The sequence below is a fragment of the Salibacter sp. genome (genome assembly GCF_031581065.1).
Classification (GTDB): domain Bacteria; phylum Bacteroidota; class Bacteroidia; order Flavobacteriales_G; family Salibacteraceae; genus Salibacter.
On sequence record NZ_JAVLBN010000002.1, the window covers coordinates 87,791 to 108,415 of the forward strand.

Annotated in this window: 18 protein-coding genes; 12 read left to right on the forward strand and 6 right to left on the reverse strand. The window is 39.0% G+C overall.

Annotation, left to right across the window (positions count from 1 at the left end):
* Positions 1-13: 13 nt before the first annotated feature.
* Entirely contained in the window at positions 14-1,312 is a 1,299-nt protein-coding gene (gene rocD, locus RI557_RS01040; RefSeq protein ID WP_310667212.1) for an ornithine--oxo-acid transaminase, read from the reverse strand.
* Positions 1,313-1,465: 153 nt separating this feature from the next.
* Here rocD and RI557_RS01045 point away from each other — a divergent pair, with 153 nt between their 5' ends.
* The gene (locus RI557_RS01045; RefSeq protein WP_310667211.1) at positions 1,466-2,026 is read left to right on the forward strand and encodes a hypothetical protein; all 561 of its coding nucleotides are present in this window, start codon (positions 1,466-1,468) and stop codon (positions 2,024-2,026) included.
* 62 nt (positions 2,027-2,088) lie between these two features.
* Here the strand turns inward: RI557_RS01045 and RI557_RS01050 are convergent, their stop codons facing one another.
* Both RI557_RS01050 and RI557_RS01055 read right to left on the reverse strand, forming a co-directional pair.
* The gene (locus RI557_RS01050) at positions 2,089-2,625 is read right to left on the reverse strand and encodes a DUF4168 domain-containing protein (RefSeq protein WP_310667209.1); all 537 of its coding nucleotides are present in this window, start codon (positions 2,623-2,625) and stop codon (positions 2,089-2,091) included.
* A gap of 185 nt (positions 2,626-2,810) precedes the next feature.
* A complete protein-coding gene (locus tag RI557_RS01055) occupies positions 2,811-5,555 on the reverse strand; it encodes a T9SS type A sorting domain-containing protein (RefSeq protein ID WP_310681523.1) in 2,745 nt (914 codons plus the stop codon).
* 460 nt (positions 5,556-6,015) lie between these two features.
* On the opposite strand from RI557_RS01055, the gene RI557_RS01060 reads away from it, so the two are divergent.
* The 3 genes from RI557_RS01060 to RI557_RS01070 are packed head-to-tail and all read left to right on the forward strand — an operon-like array spanning position 6,016 to position 7,879.
* Positions 6,016-6,648 (forward strand): 30S ribosomal protein S16, encoded by a 633-nt coding sequence (locus tag RI557_RS01060; protein ID WP_310681526.1) that lies wholly within the window; start codon positions 6,016-6,018, stop codon positions 6,646-6,648.
* Between the two features lie 4 nt (positions 6,649-6,652).
* On the forward strand, positions 6,653-7,189 hold the full coding sequence (gene rimM / locus RI557_RS01065; protein ID WP_310681528.1) for a ribosome maturation factor RimM: 537 nt from the start codon (positions 6,653-6,655) through the stop codon (positions 7,187-7,189).
* Complete coding sequence (locus RI557_RS01070) at positions 7,190-7,879, forward strand: methyltransferase (protein WP_310667204.1); 690 nt, start codon at positions 7,190-7,192, stop codon at positions 7,877-7,879. It abuts the gene before it with no gap.
* A 35-nt stretch (positions 7,880-7,914) separates the two neighbouring features.
* On the opposite strand, the gene RI557_RS01075 is transcribed toward RI557_RS01070, so the two are convergent.
* Positions 7,915-9,261: a saccharopine dehydrogenase C-terminal domain-containing protein gene (locus tag RI557_RS01075; protein WP_310667203.1), complete on the reverse strand. Its 1,347-nt coding sequence runs from the start codon at positions 9,259-9,261 to the stop codon at positions 7,915-7,917.
* A 62-nt stretch (positions 9,262-9,323) separates the two neighbouring features.
* On the opposite strand from RI557_RS01075, the gene RI557_RS01080 reads away from it, so the two are divergent.
* The 6 genes from RI557_RS01080 to RI557_RS01105 all read left to right on the forward strand — a co-directional run bounded on the left by RI557_RS01080 (position 9,324) and on the right by RI557_RS01105 (position 14,552).
* Positions 9,324-10,037: a DUF4476 domain-containing protein gene (locus RI557_RS01080; RefSeq protein ID WP_310667202.1), complete on the forward strand. Its 714-nt coding sequence runs from the start codon at positions 9,324-9,326 to the stop codon at positions 10,035-10,037.
* Between the two features lie 114 nt (positions 10,038-10,151).
* The gene (locus tag RI557_RS01085; RefSeq protein ID WP_310667201.1) at positions 10,152-10,559 is read left to right on the forward strand and encodes a DUF423 domain-containing protein; all 408 of its coding nucleotides are present in this window, start codon (positions 10,152-10,154) and stop codon (positions 10,557-10,559) included.
* 78 nt (positions 10,560-10,637) lie between these two features.
* A complete protein-coding gene (gene pckA, locus RI557_RS01090) occupies positions 10,638-12,251 on the forward strand; it encodes a phosphoenolpyruvate carboxykinase (ATP) (RefSeq protein WP_310681530.1) in 1,614 nt (537 codons plus the stop codon).
* Between the two features lie 78 nt (positions 12,252-12,329).
* Complete coding sequence (locus tag RI557_RS01095; RefSeq protein ID WP_310667199.1) at positions 12,330-13,031, forward strand: 16S rRNA (uracil(1498)-N(3))-methyltransferase; 702 nt, start codon at positions 12,330-12,332, stop codon at positions 13,029-13,031.
* A gap of 2 nt (positions 13,032-13,033) precedes the next feature.
* The gene (locus RI557_RS01100) at positions 13,034-13,714 is read left to right on the forward strand and encodes a DUF4159 domain-containing protein (RefSeq protein ID WP_310667286.1); all 681 of its coding nucleotides are present in this window, start codon (positions 13,034-13,036) and stop codon (positions 13,712-13,714) included.
* Complete coding sequence (locus RI557_RS01105) at positions 13,695-14,552, forward strand: ion transporter (RefSeq protein WP_310667198.1); 858 nt, start codon at positions 13,695-13,697, stop codon at positions 14,550-14,552. Before RI557_RS01100 ends, RI557_RS01105 begins: the two co-directional genes overlap by 20 nt.
* A 66-nt stretch (positions 14,553-14,618) precedes the next feature.
* Here the strand turns inward: RI557_RS01105 and lpdA are convergent, their stop codons facing one another.
* Positions 14,619-16,007, reverse strand: a complete 1,389-nt coding sequence (lpdA, locus tag RI557_RS01110) for a dihydrolipoyl dehydrogenase (RefSeq protein WP_409079657.1) — start codon at positions 16,005-16,007, stop codon at positions 14,619-14,621.
* Positions 16,008-16,205: 198 nt separating this feature from the next.
* Here lpdA and RI557_RS01115 point away from each other — a divergent pair, with 198 nt between their 5' ends.
* A complete protein-coding gene (locus tag RI557_RS01115; protein WP_310667197.1) occupies positions 16,206-16,790 on the forward strand; it encodes a DUF4389 domain-containing protein in 585 nt (194 codons plus the stop codon).
* Positions 16,702-17,694 carry a site-specific tyrosine recombinase XerD gene (gene xerD, locus RI557_RS01120; protein ID WP_310667196.1) on the forward strand — a complete coding sequence of 331 codons (993 nt, stop codon included), beginning with the start codon at positions 16,702-16,704 and terminating at the stop codon, positions 17,692-17,694. Before RI557_RS01115 ends, xerD begins: the two co-directional genes overlap by 89 nt.
* On the opposite strand, the gene RI557_RS01125 is transcribed toward xerD, so the two are convergent.
* Entirely contained in the window at positions 17,691-20,579 is a 2,889-nt protein-coding gene (locus RI557_RS01125) for an ATP-binding protein (RefSeq protein WP_310681532.1), read from the reverse strand. The two genes, xerD and RI557_RS01125, sit on opposite strands and share 4 nt — an antisense overlap.
* Positions 20,580-20,625 lie beyond the last annotated feature (46 nt).

The following is a 20,625-nucleotide window of genomic DNA, read 5'->3' on the forward strand; positions in this document are numbered from 1 at the left end:
CAAAATGAAGAAGTTACTTCTTCCATTCCTTTTCAAAATCTGAAATAGTATTGGTGATGATTGAGATGCACTCATCGAGTTGTTCTTTCGTCATTACAAGTGGCGGAGCAAAACGGATGATATTCCCGTGAGTGGGCTTGGCAATGAGTCCGTTCTCAGCCATTTTTACGCACAAGTCCCACGCTGTTGTTGACTCTTCAGAATCGTTTACAACAATTGCATTGAGAAGACCTTTACCTCTAACGAGCTTTACAAGATCACTTTGATCGATGAATTTTTGAAGCTCACTGCGGAAGTGTTCTCCCAACTCTCTCGCATTTTGTGTGAGTTTTTCATCGCGAATAACTTCGAGTGCAGCGTGTGAAACAGCAGCACCAAGCGGGTTGCCGCCAAATGTAGATCCGTGTTGTCCGGGTTTGATCACGAGCATAATCTCGTCATCAGCCAGGATTGCAGAAACTGGATAAGCTCCACCTGAAAGTGCTTTACCAAGAATCAAAATATCGGGCTTTACATAAGTATCTTCCTGGCGCTTGCAATGTCCCTGGCAGTTGCAGTTTCCACAGCTAGCCAATAAACTTCCTGTGCGACCGATTCCCGTTTGGATCTCATCAGCGATAAAAATCGCGTTGTTTTTGTGGCAAAGCTCTTTCGCTTTTGCAAGGTAATCATCATCTGGAACGACAACACCTGCTTCACCTTGAATAGGCTCAACCATGAAACCGGCAACATTCTCTTCCTGAAGTGCTTTTTCAAGAGCATCAGTATCATTGTAAGGAACCTGAATAAATCCAGGTGTATAAGGGCCGTAATCTTTACGAGCCTCTTCATCATTACTAAATGATACAATTGTAGTTGTGCGACCGTGGAAGTTGTTATTCGCTACAATAATTTTCGCTTTGTTTTCATCCACTCCTTTTTTCTCGTGAGCGTATTTGCGGCAAACTTTGATAGCTGTTTCAACCGCTTCTGCTCCAGAGTTCATTGGAAGAAGTTTATCAAAACCGAAATACTCAGTTGCATATGCTTCGTATCTTCCCAGAATATCATTGTGAAATGCACGCGAAGTCAATGTAATACTTGAGGCCTGATCTGTCAAAGCTTTTGTGATAGTCGGGTGGCAGTGTCCTTGATTTACAGCTGAGTATGCTGATAGGAAATCAAAATATTTTTTTCCTTCAACATCCCACACATGAACTCCTTCACCTTTTGACAATACAACAGGTAGCGGATGATAGTTGTGTGCTCCGTGTTTATCTTCAAGTTCAATTAATTCCTTTGATGATAGCTTCTTTGTGAAAATATCCTCCATTGATATGTGAATTTTGTTTCTTAATTCGCCAAAGGTACAGAATTGCACTATGCCTCAAAATTTAACTTCTTGTAGTAAAGCAGCTATTAAGTTGATGTTGGAAAAGTTTATATTTTTACAAAATCAATGATATTCACGAATACACCCGCTATTATGACACTTGAAAATATTCTCAAATCGTACAAACCAACCTGGGAAGGTCAAAGAGTAAAAGATATTTCCCAAAGAACGACATACCTCAAAATATTGGTATGGCCCAATGTTATCATTTATCCAACCATCCTCATACTATCTGGTTATATAATTGTGCAAAGCTATTTGACTGGAAATCTGTCTGAATGGAATTCAGCAACATTGATTATCCTGTTCAGTTGTGTGTTTCAAGTTAATTTACCGAGGATGACTTTTGATCTGTTGATAGCTCAAAAAATAAAAAGGTTAAAAGATAGAAATGAATTAAAAAAAGAAATTGAGAATACAGAAATAGAGAATTTTATTTCGGGTCTGACCAACAAAGAACTTTTAAAAAAGCACCTGATTGCAGCAATTTTACTTTTTTTGGTAATGGTTACAGCAGGCTATGCAGAGTTATCAGAAAATTTTGTCATTTGGGAGTATATGCGCATTCCGGCAGCAGCTGTATTAATCTATTTCACAATTCAGTTTTTAGTTACACTTCAAAAATTGAGAAACAAGCTGAGCAATTTGAGCTAAAAAAAGTCTCACCGATAGTAACGATGAGACTTTCCTAATTCCTAACCAAAGGAAATATTCATTTATCCTTCAGAACTCATCATAGATTTGAGTTTCTGTTGCATTTCAGGATCCTGGCGAAGTGCCATAGCGATTTCTTGATAACGTTTTGCCGTTAGTCCTGCTTCTTTGATTTTCGCCCTCATTTTCTTTTCAGAACTCTTTTGAATCTGCTGCAATTCAGCACTTATCTTAGACATTTTCTTTTTTTCTTCAGGAGATACGTTAGCTGATTGATTTGGGTTTTGCTTAGCTCGTTGAATTTCAGTGAAGCGAGTAGCATCCATTCCATTCTCTTCAATCTTACTTTTCATCTTCTTTTGTGACTCCTGATTAATCGTTTGTACATCTTGAAAAGCATTTGCAAACTTTTTAAACTCAGCATCAGAGACATCCACATCCGGTGCCTGACCCTGTTGAGGCATCTGCATTCTCTGCTGCTGTTGTTGCTGCTGTTGTTGTCTTTGCTGCTGGTGCTGGCGATCTAATTGTCCATAGCTAGTTCCAACAACAAGTAGTGAAACGAATAACGTTCCGAGTGTCTTTTTAGGTACTATCATAATATATTTTTTTATTAACGAGATATAACTCTCATTTTAATAATGTGATGCATAGGTACTATACATACAAGACGATGCAAAACGTATGAGATTCATCTTGTTAAGTATTGTTAAGCATTCTCTACAGAATCAAAAAAGCCGCTCCAAAATTGAAGCGGCATAACTATCAACAAATGTCTATTACGTTATTCTATCATAATTTTCAGAATCCTCATATCCTGTCCATTTTGAAGGCTAAGGAAATACATTCCCGGTGTAAGATCAGACACATCAAACGTATTCTTTTGAGAGCCTGTTATAGATCTCTTATCGGTCAGAACCTCACGGCCATTCATATCATTGAGTCTAATGTTCCAAACACCATCGAGATTTATAGCTTCGAGTGTAAATGCATTTCTAGCCGGATTAGGGTATAAATTCAGTGACCCTTTACCGAGATCTGAAATACCAGTTTCATCTTCAATAGTAATATTGATCGTATCAGTTGCAGTACAACCATTATTTGCTGTTACAACTACCCAGTAAGTACCAGTCTCATCAACATCAATAGTTGGTGATGTTTCATTTGTTGACCAAATGATATTGGAGAAGCTACCACTAGCCCCAATAGTTACGGTTGTATTAGTATCAATATCCTGTCCGAGGTTAATGTTGATACCCTGTCTCACCTCTACCTGAGCTGAGGCATTAGAGCTACAGCCGTAAATATCTGAAACTGTCACATTATATGTATTTTGAGAGTTTACTTCAATAGTTTCAGTAGTATCTCCATTTGACCAGTTGTAATCATCGTAACCAACACCCGGGCTCAAGATAATTGGGTCACTTCCGGTACACCAAAAAGTATCAGAAAGCGATACGTCAGGAAAAGGTTGCTTGATTACATTTAATGTCTTAGTAAATGAGTCAGGACAAAACCCATCCTGAGTTACTGTCACACTGTATGTTCCAGAATCATCAACGAAGAATGTTTGTCCGGATGAACCATCATGCCAATTAAAATCAGCTCCAGGATTCTGAGCATTGAGCGTATATCCTATATTGGCATTTTGACCACAAAAAGCAGTATCTCCACCAAATGTAGCTTCTGTTAAATAAGGTACTTCTATTACACTAATTGAACCAGTATCAACACATCCATTCAAATCACCATAAACAGTATAAGTTCCTGCTGAATCAATCGTGAAAGTGCCCCCTTGCGTACCATTCGCCCAGTTGTATGAAGCTCCGGGAGTATTTAGAGAAACAGGAATGCTAAACCCTGAAGCTTCTCCAACACAATAACCAGTATCAGGCCCTAACTCAACGTCTGCCGTTGGTAATTCTATAACTTCAAGAGTATCAGATAACGAAACACCACATTTTGAAACGGTTACAGCATATATTCCTGAAGTATCAACTGTAATACTCTGTGAAGTTGAGTTATTGTTCCAGGAATAATTCCCCCCAAAGACGTAAGCATCCAAATTCAAGTTTAAAGGTTCAGTTGGGCAGTAAGTTGAGTCAGGACCTAAATCAACTGTAAACTGATTTGAGGATGCATCTCCAAATACAGGCCTTATGCCAAGTACTACCTGAAATCCTGAACTTTCAAAAGGTGTCCAGGCACCATTTGGAACTCTGTAATAGCAAATATTAGGTACGTAGCCTTCCTGAGTAAACCCAAAACCTAAATTATTAGTATTGCGTTGATCAACAGCAAAAAAGTATTGACCTGGAGTCAACTCCTTATTACAGGTAAACTCAACAGTGTACCACCCTGGAGATGCTGACGGAATAACAAAAATATCACTAGAGTCTATGAGAGTTGATGGAGTGTTATTCAACACATCATATAAGTAGAAACGTATGGTATCTCCCATTTGAGGTGTTTCTAAACGAATATCAACAGAAGTCAAAGTATCTGTATTGTATATTTCAAATGTTTGGCCAAATCTACCCGTTGCACCTGTAAAACCAATACCTCCTGAGAAGTTACCTCTTTCTAAAGAATAAACTGAATCAGTAACATTAAATTGATAATTGAGGGTATCATTATTTTCAAAAGTATCAGATGCGGCAGTATTTAGTAAAAATTCAACATCGTAACTACCGGTTCCAGAAGGGTAAAATGCTGAAGTTGTTAGACTCGAAGAATTACCACTTGCTAAAGTAGAATTAGATGAAGTAGAAAAACTTCCTGTAGCAGAAGTAAAACTAGCAGTGGCTCCTACTGAAGTTGAACTCGTTCCATAATTCGTTAAATTTCCAATAAAATTAATTGAATCTGCCTGCTGATATGGAATTTGATAATAAGGCCTGGAGGCTGTTACTCCGTCAAGACCTGCATCTTCAGAAGGCATTTCTACAAAAGTGCAATTATCAACTGCGAAGTCGCCTCGCCCTGTTTGATAAGAATCAGCAGAAAAACGAACTTTTGTATTAGCTGTGTTATAACTCGATAAATCCAACCTTTTGTACTTCCATCTTTGGTTTCGGTTGATATGAGAGGGTAAATTAATTGTGTCAATAGGTGTCCATGTTGCTCCTCCTGTATTCACTTCAACAATTACATCGTAATAAGATGCTCCGTTTCCGTAATACCAAAAGCCAAATCCGGGATTAGTAAATGAGGTTAAATCCTGAGAAGGACTCTCAAGAGTAGCTGTATTCGTGGTTGCTGGCCCGGGTGCATCGTTTGATACAACGAACATGTAATTTGATCCATTGAAAGCTGTTGAAGGTCCGGTAGATGTGCCGGAAGAAAAACCTGAGCCCACTTCCCATCTATATTGTCCCGTCAAAGAAGGCGAACACGTCCAACCATTTGCCAATGAACCTGATGAACCCAAAGTTAAATTATCAAAATTATAATTCTGGGCTTTCGATTCAACCATCCAAAATGAACAGATTAATAATATGGATACTAAATTAAAAGTTAACTTTTTCATATTTGTTAAATTAGGGGATTGATTAATTGGAGCCTAATTTAACAAAAAAATAAAACTATCTACCAGAATATAGTCCAAAGACTTTGTTAAATATTCATGTTATTTCAACAAAAAAACATAAAGCAAATAAAATTTGGTTAAAGGTTTTGTGTTTCAAAAAAACTTTCTACTTTTATCGTCACAATAGCCGACCAGTTTCTATGCTGGGAAGCAATGGTTCCAAGTTTTTCGATTAGTAGCGGAAAGGTATGGGGGTACCTTTCCGCTTTTTTATGTTAACTAACCCTAAATCCTAATCGATAATATACACGTTAAGTCATACTATAAAGTTGGGATCGTTTTCGTTTTTCTTTAAAAAATGTTGTTACAACCTTCTCAATTCAAAAGAAAGTCAGATATTTGCACTCCAAATTTTTATTATTAACCGGAGTTTCGCACTCCAACCAATAATTCTAACAATATGTCAGTAAGAATTAGACTTCAAAGGTACGGTAGAAAAGCCCGTCCATTTTATCACATCGTAACAGCTGATCAACGCTCTAAAAGAGATGGTCGCTTAATCGAAAGAATCGGGTCTTATGATCCAACAAGAAATCCAGCTTTGATCGACCTCGATTTCGACAAAGCCCTTAAATGGATTGAAAAAGGTGCACAGCCAAGTGATACTTGTCGTGCTATCCTTTCATACAAAGGAGTCCTAATGAGAGATCACCTCAACCGTGGTGTCAAAAAAGGAGCTCTAACACAAGAGCAGGCTGATGCTAAATTCGAGAAATGGCTCGAAGAAAAGCAAGCGAAAATTGCCAAGCAATCTGAAGGTGTTCAAAAAGAAGCTGAAAAACGCAAAGCAGAAGCGTTGAAAGCTGAAGCTGAACGCAACGAAAAGCGCAGAGCTGAAATTGAAGCTCGCAACGCTGAAGCATCTGCTGAAGAGCAAGAAGTAGAAACAGCTACTGAAGAAGGTTCTGAAGAGGCTCCTGCACAAGAAGCTAAAGTAGAAGAAAAACCTGCTGAAGAGGCTAAAACTGAAGAAAAGCCAGAAGCAGAAGCAGAAGCTAAGGAAGAAGAGAAAAAAGACGAAAAAACAGAATAAGCTCATGAATAAGAGTGACTGCTTCCAACTCGGATGGGTTGCTAAAAAGCACGGATTTGACGGAGCAGTTACACTTCATTTAGATACTGATTTTCCTAAAAATTACTCAAAACTGGAATCAGTTTTTGTCGAAATCAACGACAAACTGGTTCCTTTTTTTTTGGAAGAATATCAACTCTCTAATCGAGGAACAGCGAGAGCAAAATTTGAAGGAATCGATAACCAGGATGATGCAGCAAGCCTCGTTGGTTCACTCCTCTTCCTCCCTTTGATAATTCTTCCTACTCTAACTGGGAACAAATTTTATTTCCACGAAGTCATTGGTTTCAAGGCTATTGAATCAACAGATCAATCTGTCATTGGTACTATCGACAATATCATTGAAAGTTTCGGAAATGCAGTGTTTGTGATCAAAAACGATAATCAACAGGAGATCATGATTCCTTGTGTTGACGATTTCATCGATAATGTTGATCGAGAAAATAAAACACTAATCCTCAATCCGCCAGATGGACTTCTCGAACTCTATTTGAACGATTAAATGTTTCGCTTTAAACAGTTCAATGTAAAGCAAAACTCCAACACTTTTAAAATTGGGACAGATTCTGTTTTGTTGGGTTCATGGGCCAGTATTGGTCAGAACCGAATTCTTGACGTTGGAACAGGAACCGGCATAATATCACTCATGATTGCTCAACGGTTTCCAGATGCTATTATAAGAGGTATAGAAATAGATCCCGAATCAGCTAAATTGGCAAATTATAACTTTGCCAACAGCAAATTCTGTAATCGTTTGTCCTGTATTAATGAAGATTTTCTCAAATCTGACTACATGGATGAAATAGATCACATTGTTTCTAATCCTCCTTATTTTACAAACAGTACCAAAAGTGAAAAACTATCAATTGCCCGGCATGATGATTTAATGTCTCTGGATGCATTTTTTGAAAAGTCGGCTTCGGTTCTGACCAAAAAGGGAGACGTGCAAATGATATTACCCATTCAAAGAATTGAAGACTTAATGAGAGCTGGTGGGCAGAGTGGCTTTTCTCTCAGCAGGGTTACGAAAGTAAAAGACAGGCTAAAGAGCAGCCCTAAACGAATTTTAGCTCGCTTTTCGCTTAATGGAAAGCAAAATCATGATGAGGATGAGTTGATATTGAAGAATGAAGATGGGAGTTTTCATGATCAATATACGGATCTGACCAACTCGTTTCACCCGTTTTTATAAAAAAGGAGAAGGATTGCTCCCTCTCCTATTTTTGTTTAGCCTTCTTTGTAAGGAACTTCTCTTTCCAGGAATGTAATATCGTACTGTTCAAGCTCTTTAAGAACTGGTGTGTAAACCTTTTTGTCGATAGGCAGATGAACACCTTTGAGGTCAATCTCTTTATTGAGAATCAATTTTACTGCAATACCTACCGGATACCCTACAGTTTGCGCCATTGCAGTGTATGTTTGATCAGCGCCAATTTTCACCATGCTCGATTCCATTTGTTTGCGTTCTCCATCTTTTAGATAGCCAAAGATGTGATGCATGGCAATCATGTCTTTATCATCAGACTCTAGTTGCCATTTTGAACTGAGAAGTTTTTGAAGAACCTGAGCTGGTGTGGCATTTTTGATTCCTATTTTTTCATTTTCAAAAATACCCAGCCACTCAAGTTTATGCATGATATCATCATCGTGATCGATTCGCAAATAGTGCATCAGCTTCAACTCAACAGAGTCGTGCGGATTGTAAGCCAGGAACAAGTTGATGAATTCACGGTAAGTCATATCCTCAGAATCCTCGATCTGGTAACCATCATCAGTTGCTCCCAATTTCACAAAAACATCCCACGCTCTACAAAAACCAGGTCTCCTGAAGGTTCCTCTAAATAGTGTAGGAATATCATCGAGTCCGTAAATTTCACGGTACTTCAAAGAGTCGCGGTTCGCATAACCTTCAAAGTTGCCATAATTAGGGACTTCGATAATCTCAGTCCTTCTAAATAGTTGATGATACGGAATGTACTTGTATTTTCCTTCCTGGATAAATTTCACAGCTCCACCAGCTCCGGCAAGCACAACATTTCTCGGATTCCACGTGAATTTATAATTCCATGGATTGTTATCACTCTCAGGTGCTACGAGTCCGCCAGTGAAGGATTCAAACTGAACCATTTCACCGCCATCTTCTCTAATCTCATCAATCACTTTCATTGCAGACATATGATCGATACCGGGATCTACTCCAATTTCATTCATGATCAATACGCCAGCTTTTTCAGCTTCATCGTTCAGCTCTCTCATTTCCTCAGAAATGTAACTGGCTGTCACCATATTTTTTTTCAGTGCTACACAATCCTTAGCAACTTTTGTGTGCATATATGCCGGTAGCATACTCACGACAATATCAGCCTCGCTGATCATTGAAACGCGCTGTATGTCGTTTTCAATATTGAGCTCAGCAGCTTCAGCATTAGGGTGGTCCCCTACTTTATCTTTGGCCATGCCCATGTCAATATCAACAAGTTTCACGAACCAATCCTGTTCTTTGGCGTTATCAAGTAAGTACTTAATGAGCGAAGAAGTAGACCTTCCAGCCCCTATGACTAAAATATTACGCATATTTATGTTTTAATTTTTACTATTCGTTCTCAACAAAGCAAACAACTTAAATATAAATTTTAATGAATCGCCTTTATAAATTATCAACAACGTTAATAACCCTTCTTTTTTGGGTAATGGTTGGAATCGCACAACCGACAGCTATTACGGTACAATCAGATATCGAGCACCCCCTTTATCTTTACCTCAATGGCGAGCAAATCAATAAGATACCCATATCAAAAGTGGAGGCACACGATTTGGTTCTGACCGATTATCAAATGAAGATTGAATTCAGAGATATCACTCAACCTATATTAAACGAAACTGTAAAACCTAAACCGGGCAAAAGCAATATATATAAGGTGAAAGTTGATACGTTAAAAGGTCAACACCAACTAGAGCTTTATGAAACACTCAAACCTTCTGATGTGAATGAATTTAGTGAGCGTTATTATCACATGCCAAATTATGACGGAAAGCTTGGCTGTGCCTGGCCTGTTGACGAAAGTGAACATGAGAATTTACTAAACAATCTAAAGGCTCAGGAAATTGAAGCTCCCATGATTTTCAAAATAAGATCTTTTGTTTCATCAAGATGCTTAACAGTAGATCAATTTAAACCAATTTTAGTTTTGGTTAAGGATGAACATGAAAAGGAAGAATTAGCCAAGTTCGCATACAGTTACCTCTATGATCGTGAGAATTTTAGCGAGCTCTTTTCAGCGTTCCAGTATCCACAAACAGTTGCTGATATTGAACGATATATTCAAGAAAATACCGGTAAACGATTATAAAATTGTTAATAACTGTTGATAAAAGAGTTTTGATATAAAGAGGTTCTTTTCAATAATACTTACCTTTGTTTTTAACGAAAATGGCTGCCTAAAAGCAGCCTTTTTAATTGGGTTATGCATTCAAAAACGCTCATAATAGCTGCCGGAGTATCTGGAGCTGTTGCCATATCACTTGGCGCAATGGGAGCACACGCTCTCAGTGAATCACTGACGCCAAAAAACCTGGATAGTTTTACAACCGGTAATGATTATCACATATATCACTCAATTGGTTTTTTAGCCTTGACTGGACTTAGAGGTAAAATGGGTGACGGGGCAATCAAAACAGTTTTTTGGTTTTGGCTTGTCGGTACAATCTTATTCAGTGGCTCTATTTATTTGCTTTCTATAAGGAATTTAGTCGATACTCCTGAGCTGGCTATGTTGGGACCAATAACGCCAATTGGTGGAGTCTCACTTATCATTGGCTGGGCATATTTAATTATTGCTCCCATGAGAGGGAAAAAGAAATCAAAGAATTAATCGTGTTTACAAACTCAAATAAAATACAGTGGTTTGTACAACGAAAATTAATACAATCGCAATCATCAAATATCAATTATGGCTGAAAAAGGACTGAAAGCAGAAAATGCTACAGTAGAATCACTCGGAATCAAAGGAGCAAATGCTCACTGGAATTTAACATCTGAGGAACTGGCAACTATTTCCATCGACAAAGGGATGGCCACTAAAACAAGTACTGGCGCTATCACTGTTGATACAGGAAAGTTTACCGGTCGTTCACCTAAAGATCGTTTTATTGTTAAAGACGATATTACGAAAGACGCTATTTGGTGGGGAGACATCAACATCCCTTTCGAATCTGACAAGTTTGACAAGCTTTACGATAAAGTAGTTAATTACCTGAGCGACAAAGAAATTTACGTTCGAGACAGTTATGTTTGTGACCACCCTGATTACAGAATGGATCTCAGAGTTGTAACGGAATACCCGTGGTCAAACATGTTTGCGCACAACATGTTCCTCCGCCCCAGTGAAGATGAAATTAAATCGTTTGATCCGGAATGGAGTGTTGTATGTGCACCCGGTTTTTATGCTAATCCAGATGAAGATGGAACGCGTCAGGAAAATTTTGCTATCCTCAACTTCAAGCGTAAAATTGCGCTTATCGGAGGAACAGGCTACACTGGCGAAATCAAAAAAGGAATCTTCAGCGCCCTCAACTTCATCCTTCCACACCAAAAGAATACGCTCTCTATGCACTGTTCAGCAAATGTTGGACAACAAGGAGACACCGCAATTTTCTTTGGCCTTTCAGGGACAGGAAAAACAACACTTTCGGCTGATCCTAACCGCCAGTTAATTGGTGATGATGAGCACGGATGGAGTGAAGACAACACCGTTTTCAATTTTGAAGGTGGCTGCTACGCCAAAACAATCGACCTCTCTGCTGAGAACGAACCTGACATTTGGAATGCGATCAAACCCGGTGCCCTGTTAGAAAATGTTCGTTTTAAAGGAGAGACTAATGAAGTTGATTTTTCTGACAGCACGGTTACTGAAAACACACGTGTTTCATACCCGATCTATCACATCAACAATATTCAACAACCATCTCGTGGTCAGAACCCAAAGAACATTTTCTTCTTAACCTGTGATGCATTTGGTGTACTTCCTCCAATATCAAAACTCACTCCGGGTCAGGCTGCTTTCCATTTCATCTCTGGATATACTGCAAAAGTTGCCGGAACTGAAGCTGGTATTACTGAACCACAAACAACCTTCTCAGCTTGTTTTGGCGCGCCATTCATGCCGCTACACCCAACTGTGTATGCTGAAATGCTCAGTAAAAAAATGAAAGATGCGGGAGTGAACGTATGGCTCGTGAATACCGGCTGGAGCGGTGGTGAATACGGAACTGGTTCCAGAATCAAGCTCAAATATACACGCGGAATGATAACAGCCGCATTAAACGGTGAGCTCGAAGATGTTGACTACAAAGAACATCCCGTTTTTGGATTGAAGTATCCAATAGAGTCTCCCGGTGTGCCTAAAGAAGTATTGGATGCTCGTGAAACATGGGAAGATAAAGATGCTTACGACAAAAAAGCCAATAACCTGGCTCAAAAATTCGTGAACAACTTTGAGAAATTCTCTGATTACGCTAATGCTGAAATCATGGCAGGAGCTCCTAAAGTGAATGAAAACGCTTAACAATTTTCATTTTATATAAAGTTAAGGGGCTGCTCATGAGTAGCCCCTTTTTTGTTACTTCGTACCAAAGTTTAAATCATGCGTTTATTCTTTTCTCAAAATATAAAAGATGATCACGGTTTCCTCTCCCCAGAGGACAGCAGACATGTGGTTAAATCACTCAGAATGAAAGCGGGTGATAAAATCGACATCACTGATGGAAAAGGATTCTGTTACTCAGCCCAAATTGAAGACGCCAATTTCAGAAAATGTACGTTTACTGTTCTAGGATCTGACCAAAAAGAAAAAACCTGGAATTTTCACCTTCACATGGCTGTCTCTCCAACTAAAAACATCGATCGTTTTGAGTGGTTTTTAGAGAAAGCTACAGAAATGGGAATCGATGAAATCACCCCTATTTTGACTGACAACAGCGAGCGAAAGCGCATCAAAATGGATCGCTGTGAGAGAATACTGCAATCTGCCATGAAGCAATCTCACAAATTCACCCTACCTACAATCAATGAACTACAAACGTTTTCAAACTTTATTGAAAACACAGCACAGGAGCAAAACAAATATATTGCACATTGTTATGAGGGTGAAAAAACCGATGTCAAAAACATCAAAACCCCTGATCGGTTAACAATCGTGATTGGACCAGAAGGAGATTTCACACAGGAGGAAGTCAGTTTGGCTCAAAATGCTAACTTTACGCCTCTGAGTTTAGGCGGCTCTCGTTTGAGAACAGAGACTGCAGCCGTCTTCGCCTGTAATGCTGCACACATAAATGCCAAATGAATATGAGAAAAATCTTTTTGGGCCTACTCTTTTTATTAGCTGTACTTTACGGTCAGAGCCAATCCTTCCAAATTGCTGTAGCCAAGTACCGTGGAGGAGGCGACTGGTATGCCAATCTCAAAACATCACTGCCAAACCTCATCGAATTTACCAATCGGGAATTGGATCTGACCATTGATCCTGAGCAGGCTATTGTTGAAGTAGGAAGTCCAAAAATATTTGAATATCCATTCGTTCACATGACCGGTCACGGAAACATCATCCTCAACAGCCAGGAAGCCAATAACCTCAGGAATTATATGCTGGGTGGCGGCTTTTTACACATCGATGATAATTACGGAATGGATCCTTACATAAGGAGAGAAATCAAAAAGGTTTTTCCGGAAAAAGAGTTCGTTCCATTACCTGCCTCCCACCCGATTTATCATCAACATTTTGAATTGACTGAGGGCGTTCCAAAAGTCCACGAACACGAGGGCAAACCGCCACAGGCTTTTGGTATTTTCCACGAGGGAAGACTCGTTTGCTATTACACTTTTGAATCTGACCTGGGTGATGGCTGGGAAAACCCAACAGTCCACAACGATCCGCCACAAGTTCACAGGGAAGCCCTTAAAATGGGAGCGAATATTTTACAATTCGCATTTTTAAACGTTACTAACGATGAGCAGCAGGAGCAGTAGATACAAACCCAAAAGCGGTTGGCGTAGAAGATGGTTTACTGTTATTTATGAAGCAGATACTCCTGGTGGTAAGCTATTTGATATTATTCTGCTTATCGCTATTTTATTCAGCGTCCTCACCGTTATGTTGGAAACGGTTAGTTACATTAAAATTGAATACGGATCTACCTTATTAATGATTGAGTGGATTCTAACAGGACTTTTCACAATAGAATATATTCTCAGGTTAATCATCACAAGCAAGCCAGGCAAATACGCTATCAGTTTCATGGGAGTGATTGATTTGTTGGCTATTATTCCCACTTACATTGCATTCTTTTTTGCAGGATCCTCTTACCTTATCACGATCAGAGCCTTACGACTCATCAGGGTTTTTAGAATTCTCAAACTAACCCGTTTCATAGGCGAAGCTGAAACTCTATCAAAAGCATTAAAAAACAGCAGGTTTAAAATTACCGTTTTCATGGTAACTGTGACTTCAATAGTAACCATTATCGGTACGGTGCTCTACATGGTTGAAGGTCCTGAACACGGCTTTAACAGCATCCCAAAAAGTATCTACTGGGCAATTGTGACGTTAACAACAGTTGGTTATGGCGATATTTCTCCACAAACAGCTATGGGGCAATTTATCGCATCATTTGTGATGATACTTGGTTATGCAATTATCGCTGTACCAACCGGAATTGTATCGGTTGAAATGAATAAAGCGCAAAAAGAAAAAGACTATAAAACCTGTCCCAAGTGTTTATATTCCTATACTCCTAAAGATGCTCATTTTTGCCCTGAATGCGGAGTAAATATCGATGAATTCAACGAGGCTGAGGGTTCTGAATAGGCATAAAAAAACCCGATCGAAATAATCGACCGGGTAATGCTATGACTAAATAATGATGAATTCTTATTATATGTGAATTACTTCATCGTAAGCCGCTGCTGCAGCTTCCATGATAGCTTCACTCATTGTTGGGTGTGGGTGAACAGTTTTGATGATCTCGTGACCAGTTGTTTCGAGCTTGCGAATTGAAACGAGTTCAGCAACCATTTCTGTTACATTGTACCCAATCATGTGACCTCCTAAAAGTTCACCGTATTTGGCATCAAAGATCAACTTCACAAAACCATCGTTGTGGCCTGCTGCTGATGCTTTACCAGATGCTGAGAATGGGAATTTACCAACTTTAAGATCGTACCCTGCTTCTTTTGCGTCTTTTTCAGTCATGCCGACTGATGCAACTTCAGGGAAGCAATATGTACAACCCGGTACATTTCCGTAATCCATTGGCTCAGGATTCATCTCTGCCATTTTCTCAACAGCGATAATCCCTTCATGTGAAGCAACGTGTGCAAGTGCCGGACCAGGAGCGCAATCTCCGATAGACCATACATTTGGAATATTCGTTTGATAGAAATCGTTGACAACAACTTTTCCATTATCAGTAGCTACTCCAACATCTTCAAGACCAATGTTTTCAATATTAGCCTGAATACCAACAGCTGAAAGTACTATATCAGCTTCAATAGTTTCTTCGCCCTTTTTAGTTTTAACTTTAACCTTACAGTTTTTGCCTTTAGTATCAACACTTTCAACTGATGAATTCGTCATCACCTTCATACCCATTTTCTTGAATGAGCGTTCAAGTTGTTTTGATACTTCTTCATCTTCAACAGGAACAATGCGCGGCATGTATTCTACAAGCGTAACTTCAGTTCCCATTGACTGGTAGAAATAAGAAAACTCAGAGCCGATGGCACCTGATCCAACAACCACCATTTTCTTAGGTTGTTTCTCAAGTGACATCGCTTTACGGTACTCGATAATTTTCTTGCCATCGATAGGAAGATTTGGAAGCTCACGAGCTCTGGCTCCTGTAGCGATAATGATATTCTTACCTTCTACAGTTTCTTTTTTGCCGTCTTCCTTCTCTACTTCAATTTTATTTTTCCCTTTGAGTTTACCGTAACCCATTATAACGTCAATCTTGTTCTTTTTCATCAAGAATTGAACACCGTTACTCATTTTATCGGCCACTCCACGACTGCGGGAAATTACTTTGCTAAAGTCTTTATCAAATTCTTTTCCTGATAATCCGTACTCATCAGCATGCTTCATGTATTCATAAACATTTGCTGTTTTGAGTAAAGATTTTGTTGGAATACAGCCCCAGTTAAGGCAAATTCCACCGAGCGATTCTTTTTCCACAACCGCTACCTTCATTCCTAACTGAGAGCCACGAATGGCAGCTACATAACCGCCAGGACCACTACCTAAAACTACTAAATCGTAAGCCATTATTTCTTGAGTTTAATTGAATTTATGTCGAGAAATTCTGATGCGAATTTAAAGGAAATGCACTGAATTAAGAAAGTTTTGCAAAACATTGAACAGCCAACATTTTCACATTAAAAAGTAAACAACTTATTTTACTCTCCCGTTAAGCCTGTCAATCACCTAATGATATTTGTAAGAATTCTTGAAAAGACAACATCTATGCGACTTGAAGTCAAACATCAACAACAGTACAGCAGATCTGAACTACTCGCTAGATCGATTCTTGGCCCCCTTTACATTGCGATACCCCACGTCATTGTTCTCGCCTTTGTTTCTATCGCAGCTTTTTACCATTATTTAAGAGCAACATTTACCATTTTAAAAACAGGTGAATATCCTGAAGACTCACATTCTTTTTTGACTTCTTATCTGCATTGGGCTGCAAGACTACACCTCAGGGTTTTCAACATGAATGACGGCTACCCGAACTTTGGTGTAAAACAAAACGATCCTTACCTATCATTAGAGTACAAAAAACAAGACCCTGATAGAACTAAAACGCTTTTGAGGACAGTATTTGGTGTGCTTTATATTTTTATTCCGCATATAATTGTGTGGTTGTTTCGCTACATTATCACTTTGGTTGGTGTTTTGATCGCCTTTTTCGTTGTTTTGTTTACCGGTAAATATCCAGCCGGCTTGCATCGTTTTCAGGTTGGGACACTCAGATGGATGGTTCGGGTACTGGGTTCTTTATTCCATCTCGAGGATTCGTACCCTGCTTTTAGTGGATCTGACCGATAAAATGAGCAAATGGAAACCATATATAGAGGACTTCAAGTCATACTTGCAGCTTGAACGCTCAATGGCTGAAAATACTGTGCTCAATTATTTGCGCGATATTGACAAGCTGGAATTGTTCAATGAAAGTGAAAATCAGTCAAAAAAGCTGGAGAGTTATACTGAGAATGATCTGTCGAATTTCCTGCAGTGGATTGGCGAAATTGGGTTGAGTGCTAACAGTCAGAACCGAATTCTATCTGGCATTAAGGCATTTTTCAAGTTTTTGATCCTGGAGAATTACATGGACCATAATCCGGCCGAGTTGATTGAATCAGCAAAAGTTGGCAGGAAATTCCCCGATACGCTTGCCGATTACGAGGTTGAAAAAATGATTGATGCTGTTGACCGTAGCTCGCCTGAGGGTGAACGAAACCGCGCAATAATTGAAGTTCTATACGGCTGTGGGTTGCGTGTATCTGAACTCATCTCGCTCAGGCTAAGTGATTGTGCTTTTGATGAAGGTTTTTTACGAATTGTGGGAAAAGGTAACAAACAGCGATTGGTTCCTATTGGCAAACATGCAACTAAGCAAGTAAAACTCTATATCAACGAAGTGCGCATTCATCAGGATATCAAAGCAGGTCATGAGGATACTTTGTTTTTGAACAGGCGAGGAAAAGGGCTAACCAGAATGATGATTTTCTACATCGTTCGCGATTTAGCCAAAACTGCCGGAATTAAAAAGAAAATTAGTCCGCACACTTTGCGTCACAGTTTTGCTACAGAGTTGGTTCAACGGGGAGCAGACCTGAGAGCTGTTCAGGAGATGCTGGGACACGAATCCATTACCACAACAGAGATCTACACCCACCTGGATCAAAGCGATTTACAAGATGCTATCTTCAATTTCCACCCAAGAGCTTAGTTTTTCACTCCCTCTTTGAGGTAACGCATCATTACTTTAAGAAACTCCTCAGGGTTTATAGGTTTCGTTACGTAATCATTCATCCCAACCTCTAAAACACTATCTCTCACTTCATTGAATGCATCAGCTGTCAATGCTACAACAGGGATGTTTTTGAAATAATGATCGTCAATGGATCTGATAGCTTTAGTCGCTTCATAACCGTCCATTTCAGGCATTTGTAAATCCATGAGAATCAAATCAAACTCTTTAGAAGTTATCACATCAAGAGCTTCTTTTCCATTTTCACTCAATGTGACCTTTGCTCCCCATTTATTGAGGAATTGTGCAGCTATTTTTTGGTTGATTGGGTTATCTTCTACTAAAAGTACGTGGTAGCCTTTTAAGTCATCACGTCCAGAGCCGGAAGATGGAGCCTTACTTTTAGTGTTTTTATCTGGAGTATTTTTATCTGTTTTCTCAGTTTCTAAACACTTTTCAAAACTCAAAACAACTGTAAACTCAGATCCTTTTCCTTCTTCACTTTCAACACTAATACTTCCACCCTGCATTTCCACAAGGTTTTTAGTAATAGACAACCCTAAACCAGTACCTCCATACGTATTCAAAATACTTGAGCTCGCTTGCTCAAAAGTATTGAATATCGTTTCTCTTTTATCATCCGGTATCCCAATTCCGGTATCTGTTATTTTGAACTCAATCTCGTGATGGTCTCGAGTTTCACTAATCTGAGATACCTTAAGTTCTACTTTACCCATTTCAGTAAATTTCACAGCATTGCCCACAATATTGATGAGAATTTGGTTGAGCCTGTTCTCATCACCAAGAACTTTTTCAGGCACTCTCGAATCTATTTTCTGAATCAGGTCAACATCTTTCTCTGTAACCTTTTCACGCATCATATCACTAACCTCACTCACTACATCTTTAAGTTGTAATGGTTCATTGGAGAATGATATTTTTCCTGATTCAATCTTACTGTGGTCCAGTATATCATTGACGAGCGCCAGTAGATTATCGGCACTAAATTTAAGTGATTTCAGCTTATCAACTTGATCTTCTTTAGGATCTTCTTCGAGCAAGAAGCTCGTGTAACCAATTACAGCATTGAGCGGTGTACGAATCTCATGACTCATGCTTGAAAGGAATTGTTGTTTAGATCTAGCTAGTTCTTCAGCTCTTTGTTTTGCATCGATCAGAGCCTGTTCAACTCGTTTCCTTTCTGTTAAATCGTGCCAAACCGCTAAGATTACCTGCTCATTATTCAACGTAACAGCAGTGTAGGTTACTTCAGTTGGCACTTCCTGTCCGCTCGTTTTTGTGTATGTCCAATCAAAAGTATGCTTCCCTTTTTCAAGTGCTACGTTGAGCATTTCGTCAGCTTTATACTCAGATCTCCTCCCATCATGTTGACGATCTTTAGAAAACTCCCAGGGTAGCTTCCCTATAAAATCATCTTTGCTGCTGATGTTTAACATCTGCAATGCTGCTTCGTTACAATCGAGAATTCCATCGTTATTGAAAATTAAGTGAGGATCTGAAGAGTACTCAAACAATATGCGGAATTTTTGTTCGCTCATGAACTTATCGGTCACATCTTTAGCTATTCCAATAACGCCCGCAACATTTCCATCATCATCTTTGTAAGGCTTCTCTTTAACCTCAAGTGTTACCGGATTCCCATTTTTATGGCGAACTTCAGCATAGAACAAACTTCCATCATCATGGCCTTTGAGAAGTTTTGCTGTGGTTTCCTGAGCTGTTCTGTTTAGTGGGTTTTGCGTAAATAAACGGTATTCTGATTTTTCAAATTCCTCAGGAGTGTACCCCAATACTTTTTGAACATTTTCACTTACATAGTCATATTCGTGGTTCTCATCGTGGCGATAGGTAAAGTCTCTGGAGTACTCGAACAATAGTTTTTGCTGATCGATTAACTTTTCGAGATTTCGCCTGTTATCACGTAGCTCCTGAGCAGATCTTCTCAATTGCTGAATGCTCCTGCTAAAAACAAAGACGACAATAACGATTACGAGAAGATTGACTGCAATTACAAAAAACAAATTTTTTCTAATTGAATCAACTACTACACTTTTAGGCATGGCAAATACCAACCCCATAGATTCACCGTAAATGGAAACAGGGTAAAAAGTTGTTATAAAAATCTGTGCGTCTCCTTCTTCATTGATTTTCAAGTCCACTTCTGCTGATGCTGCTACCTCAGCTTCAAAGGCTTCTTGCAATGGTGTACTGGTTATGTTATTTGTATTGAAAAGCCTTTTCCATCCGGGATTATCAAAAGCAATTAAACCATTAGCATCCAGTAATGATTTGTAGGAATTTAATGAACTAAAGTATTTTTTGAATTGATTGTTGACGAATTCATTTGTTTGCAATTCAAATAGCACTTGTCCTTTATCTGTAGATAAATAAGCATTTTTATAGCCATTCAGGAAGCTTATTTCACTCTTACTCTCAATTGATTGAAATGATGTATCGAGCTGCTGAACCCGGAACCTCCCTTTACCGGTCCACATCAAACGGTTATCAGTTCCGTCACGAACTAAAGTTATCGATTTGATAAGCTCGCGATGCTCTACCATCAATGATTTAATGCTCTGTAACTCTCCGGTTGACAATTGGTTCTGACCAAAAAAGTTGTGCTGAGAATCTGAAAAAAGAAATTCAACATCATAACTGAATTGGTTGAATGAGCGCTCAATTTGCTCAGCACATATTTGAGACTCCCTTGACAAATAGTTTTTCTCGTTTTCAACTCTGTCTTTTATTAGCAAGTCAAAGATGAATAACGAACCTCCTACCATTACTACTAAAAGCAACACAATGGTGAGGATTACCCCTATATCTTTTTTGGTTAAGTTCATGTATCTCTATATGAATTAGTGAAGGTACATCAATTTAAAATTTAAG

What these genes read in the sequence shown, in the direction of transcription:
- RI557_RS01045 (WP_310667211.1), top strand. Translation starts at nt 1,466, where the DNA reads ATGACACTTGAAAATATTCTCAAATCGTACAAACCAACCTGGGAAGGT.
- pckA (WP_310681530.1), top strand. Translation starts at nt 10,638, where the DNA reads ATGGCTGAAAAAGGACTGAAAGCAGAAAATGCTACAGTAGAATCACTC.
- RI557_RS01115 (WP_310667197.1), top strand. Translation starts at nt 16,206, where the DNA reads ATGCGACTTGAAGTCAAACATCAACAACAGTACAGCAGATCTGAACTA.
- RI557_RS01055 (WP_310681523.1), bottom strand. Translation starts at nt 5,555, where the DNA reads ATGAAAAAGTTAACTTTTAATTTAGTATCCATATTATTAATCTGTTCA.
- RI557_RS01060 (WP_310681526.1), top strand. Translation starts at nt 6,016, where the DNA reads ATGTCAGTAAGAATTAGACTTCAAAGGTACGGTAGAAAAGCCCGTCCA.
- RI557_RS01070 (WP_310667204.1), top strand. Translation starts at nt 7,190, where the DNA reads ATGTTTCGCTTTAAACAGTTCAATGTAAAGCAAAACTCCAACACTTTT.
- RI557_RS01075 (WP_310667203.1), bottom strand. Translation starts at nt 9,261, where the DNA reads ATGCGTAATATTTTAGTCATAGGGGCTGGAAGGTCTACTTCTTCGCTC.
- lpdA (WP_409079657.1), bottom strand. Translation starts at nt 16,007, where the DNA reads ATGGCTTACGATTTAGTAGTTTTAGGTAGTGGTCCTGGCGGTTATGTA.
- RI557_RS01085 (WP_310667201.1), top strand. Translation starts at nt 10,152, where the DNA reads ATGCATTCAAAAACGCTCATAATAGCTGCCGGAGTATCTGGAGCTGTT.
- RI557_RS01080 (WP_310667202.1), top strand. Translation starts at nt 9,324, where the DNA reads ATGAATCGCCTTTATAAATTATCAACAACGTTAATAACCCTTCTTTTT.
- RI557_RS01050 (WP_310667209.1), bottom strand. Translation starts at nt 2,625, where the DNA reads ATGATAGTACCTAAAAAGACACTCGGAACGTTATTCGTTTCACTACTT.
- rimM (WP_310681528.1), top strand. Translation starts at nt 6,653, where the DNA reads ATGAATAAGAGTGACTGCTTCCAACTCGGATGGGTTGCTAAAAAGCAC.
- rocD (WP_310667212.1), bottom strand. Translation starts at nt 1,312, where the DNA reads ATGGAGGATATTTTCACAAAGAAGCTATCATCAAAGGAATTAATTGAA.
- RI557_RS01095 (WP_310667199.1), top strand. Translation starts at nt 12,330, where the DNA reads ATGCGTTTATTCTTTTCTCAAAATATAAAAGATGATCACGGTTTCCTC.
- RI557_RS01125 (WP_310681532.1), bottom strand. Translation starts at nt 20,579, where the DNA reads ATGAACTTAACCAAAAAAGATATAGGGGTAATCCTCACCATTGTGTTG.
- RI557_RS01100 (WP_310667286.1), top strand. Translation starts at nt 13,034, where the DNA reads ATGAGAAAAATCTTTTTGGGCCTACTCTTTTTATTAGCTGTACTTTAC.
- RI557_RS01105 (WP_310667198.1), top strand. Translation starts at nt 13,695, where the DNA reads ATGAGCAGCAGGAGCAGTAGATACAAACCCAAAAGCGGTTGGCGTAGA.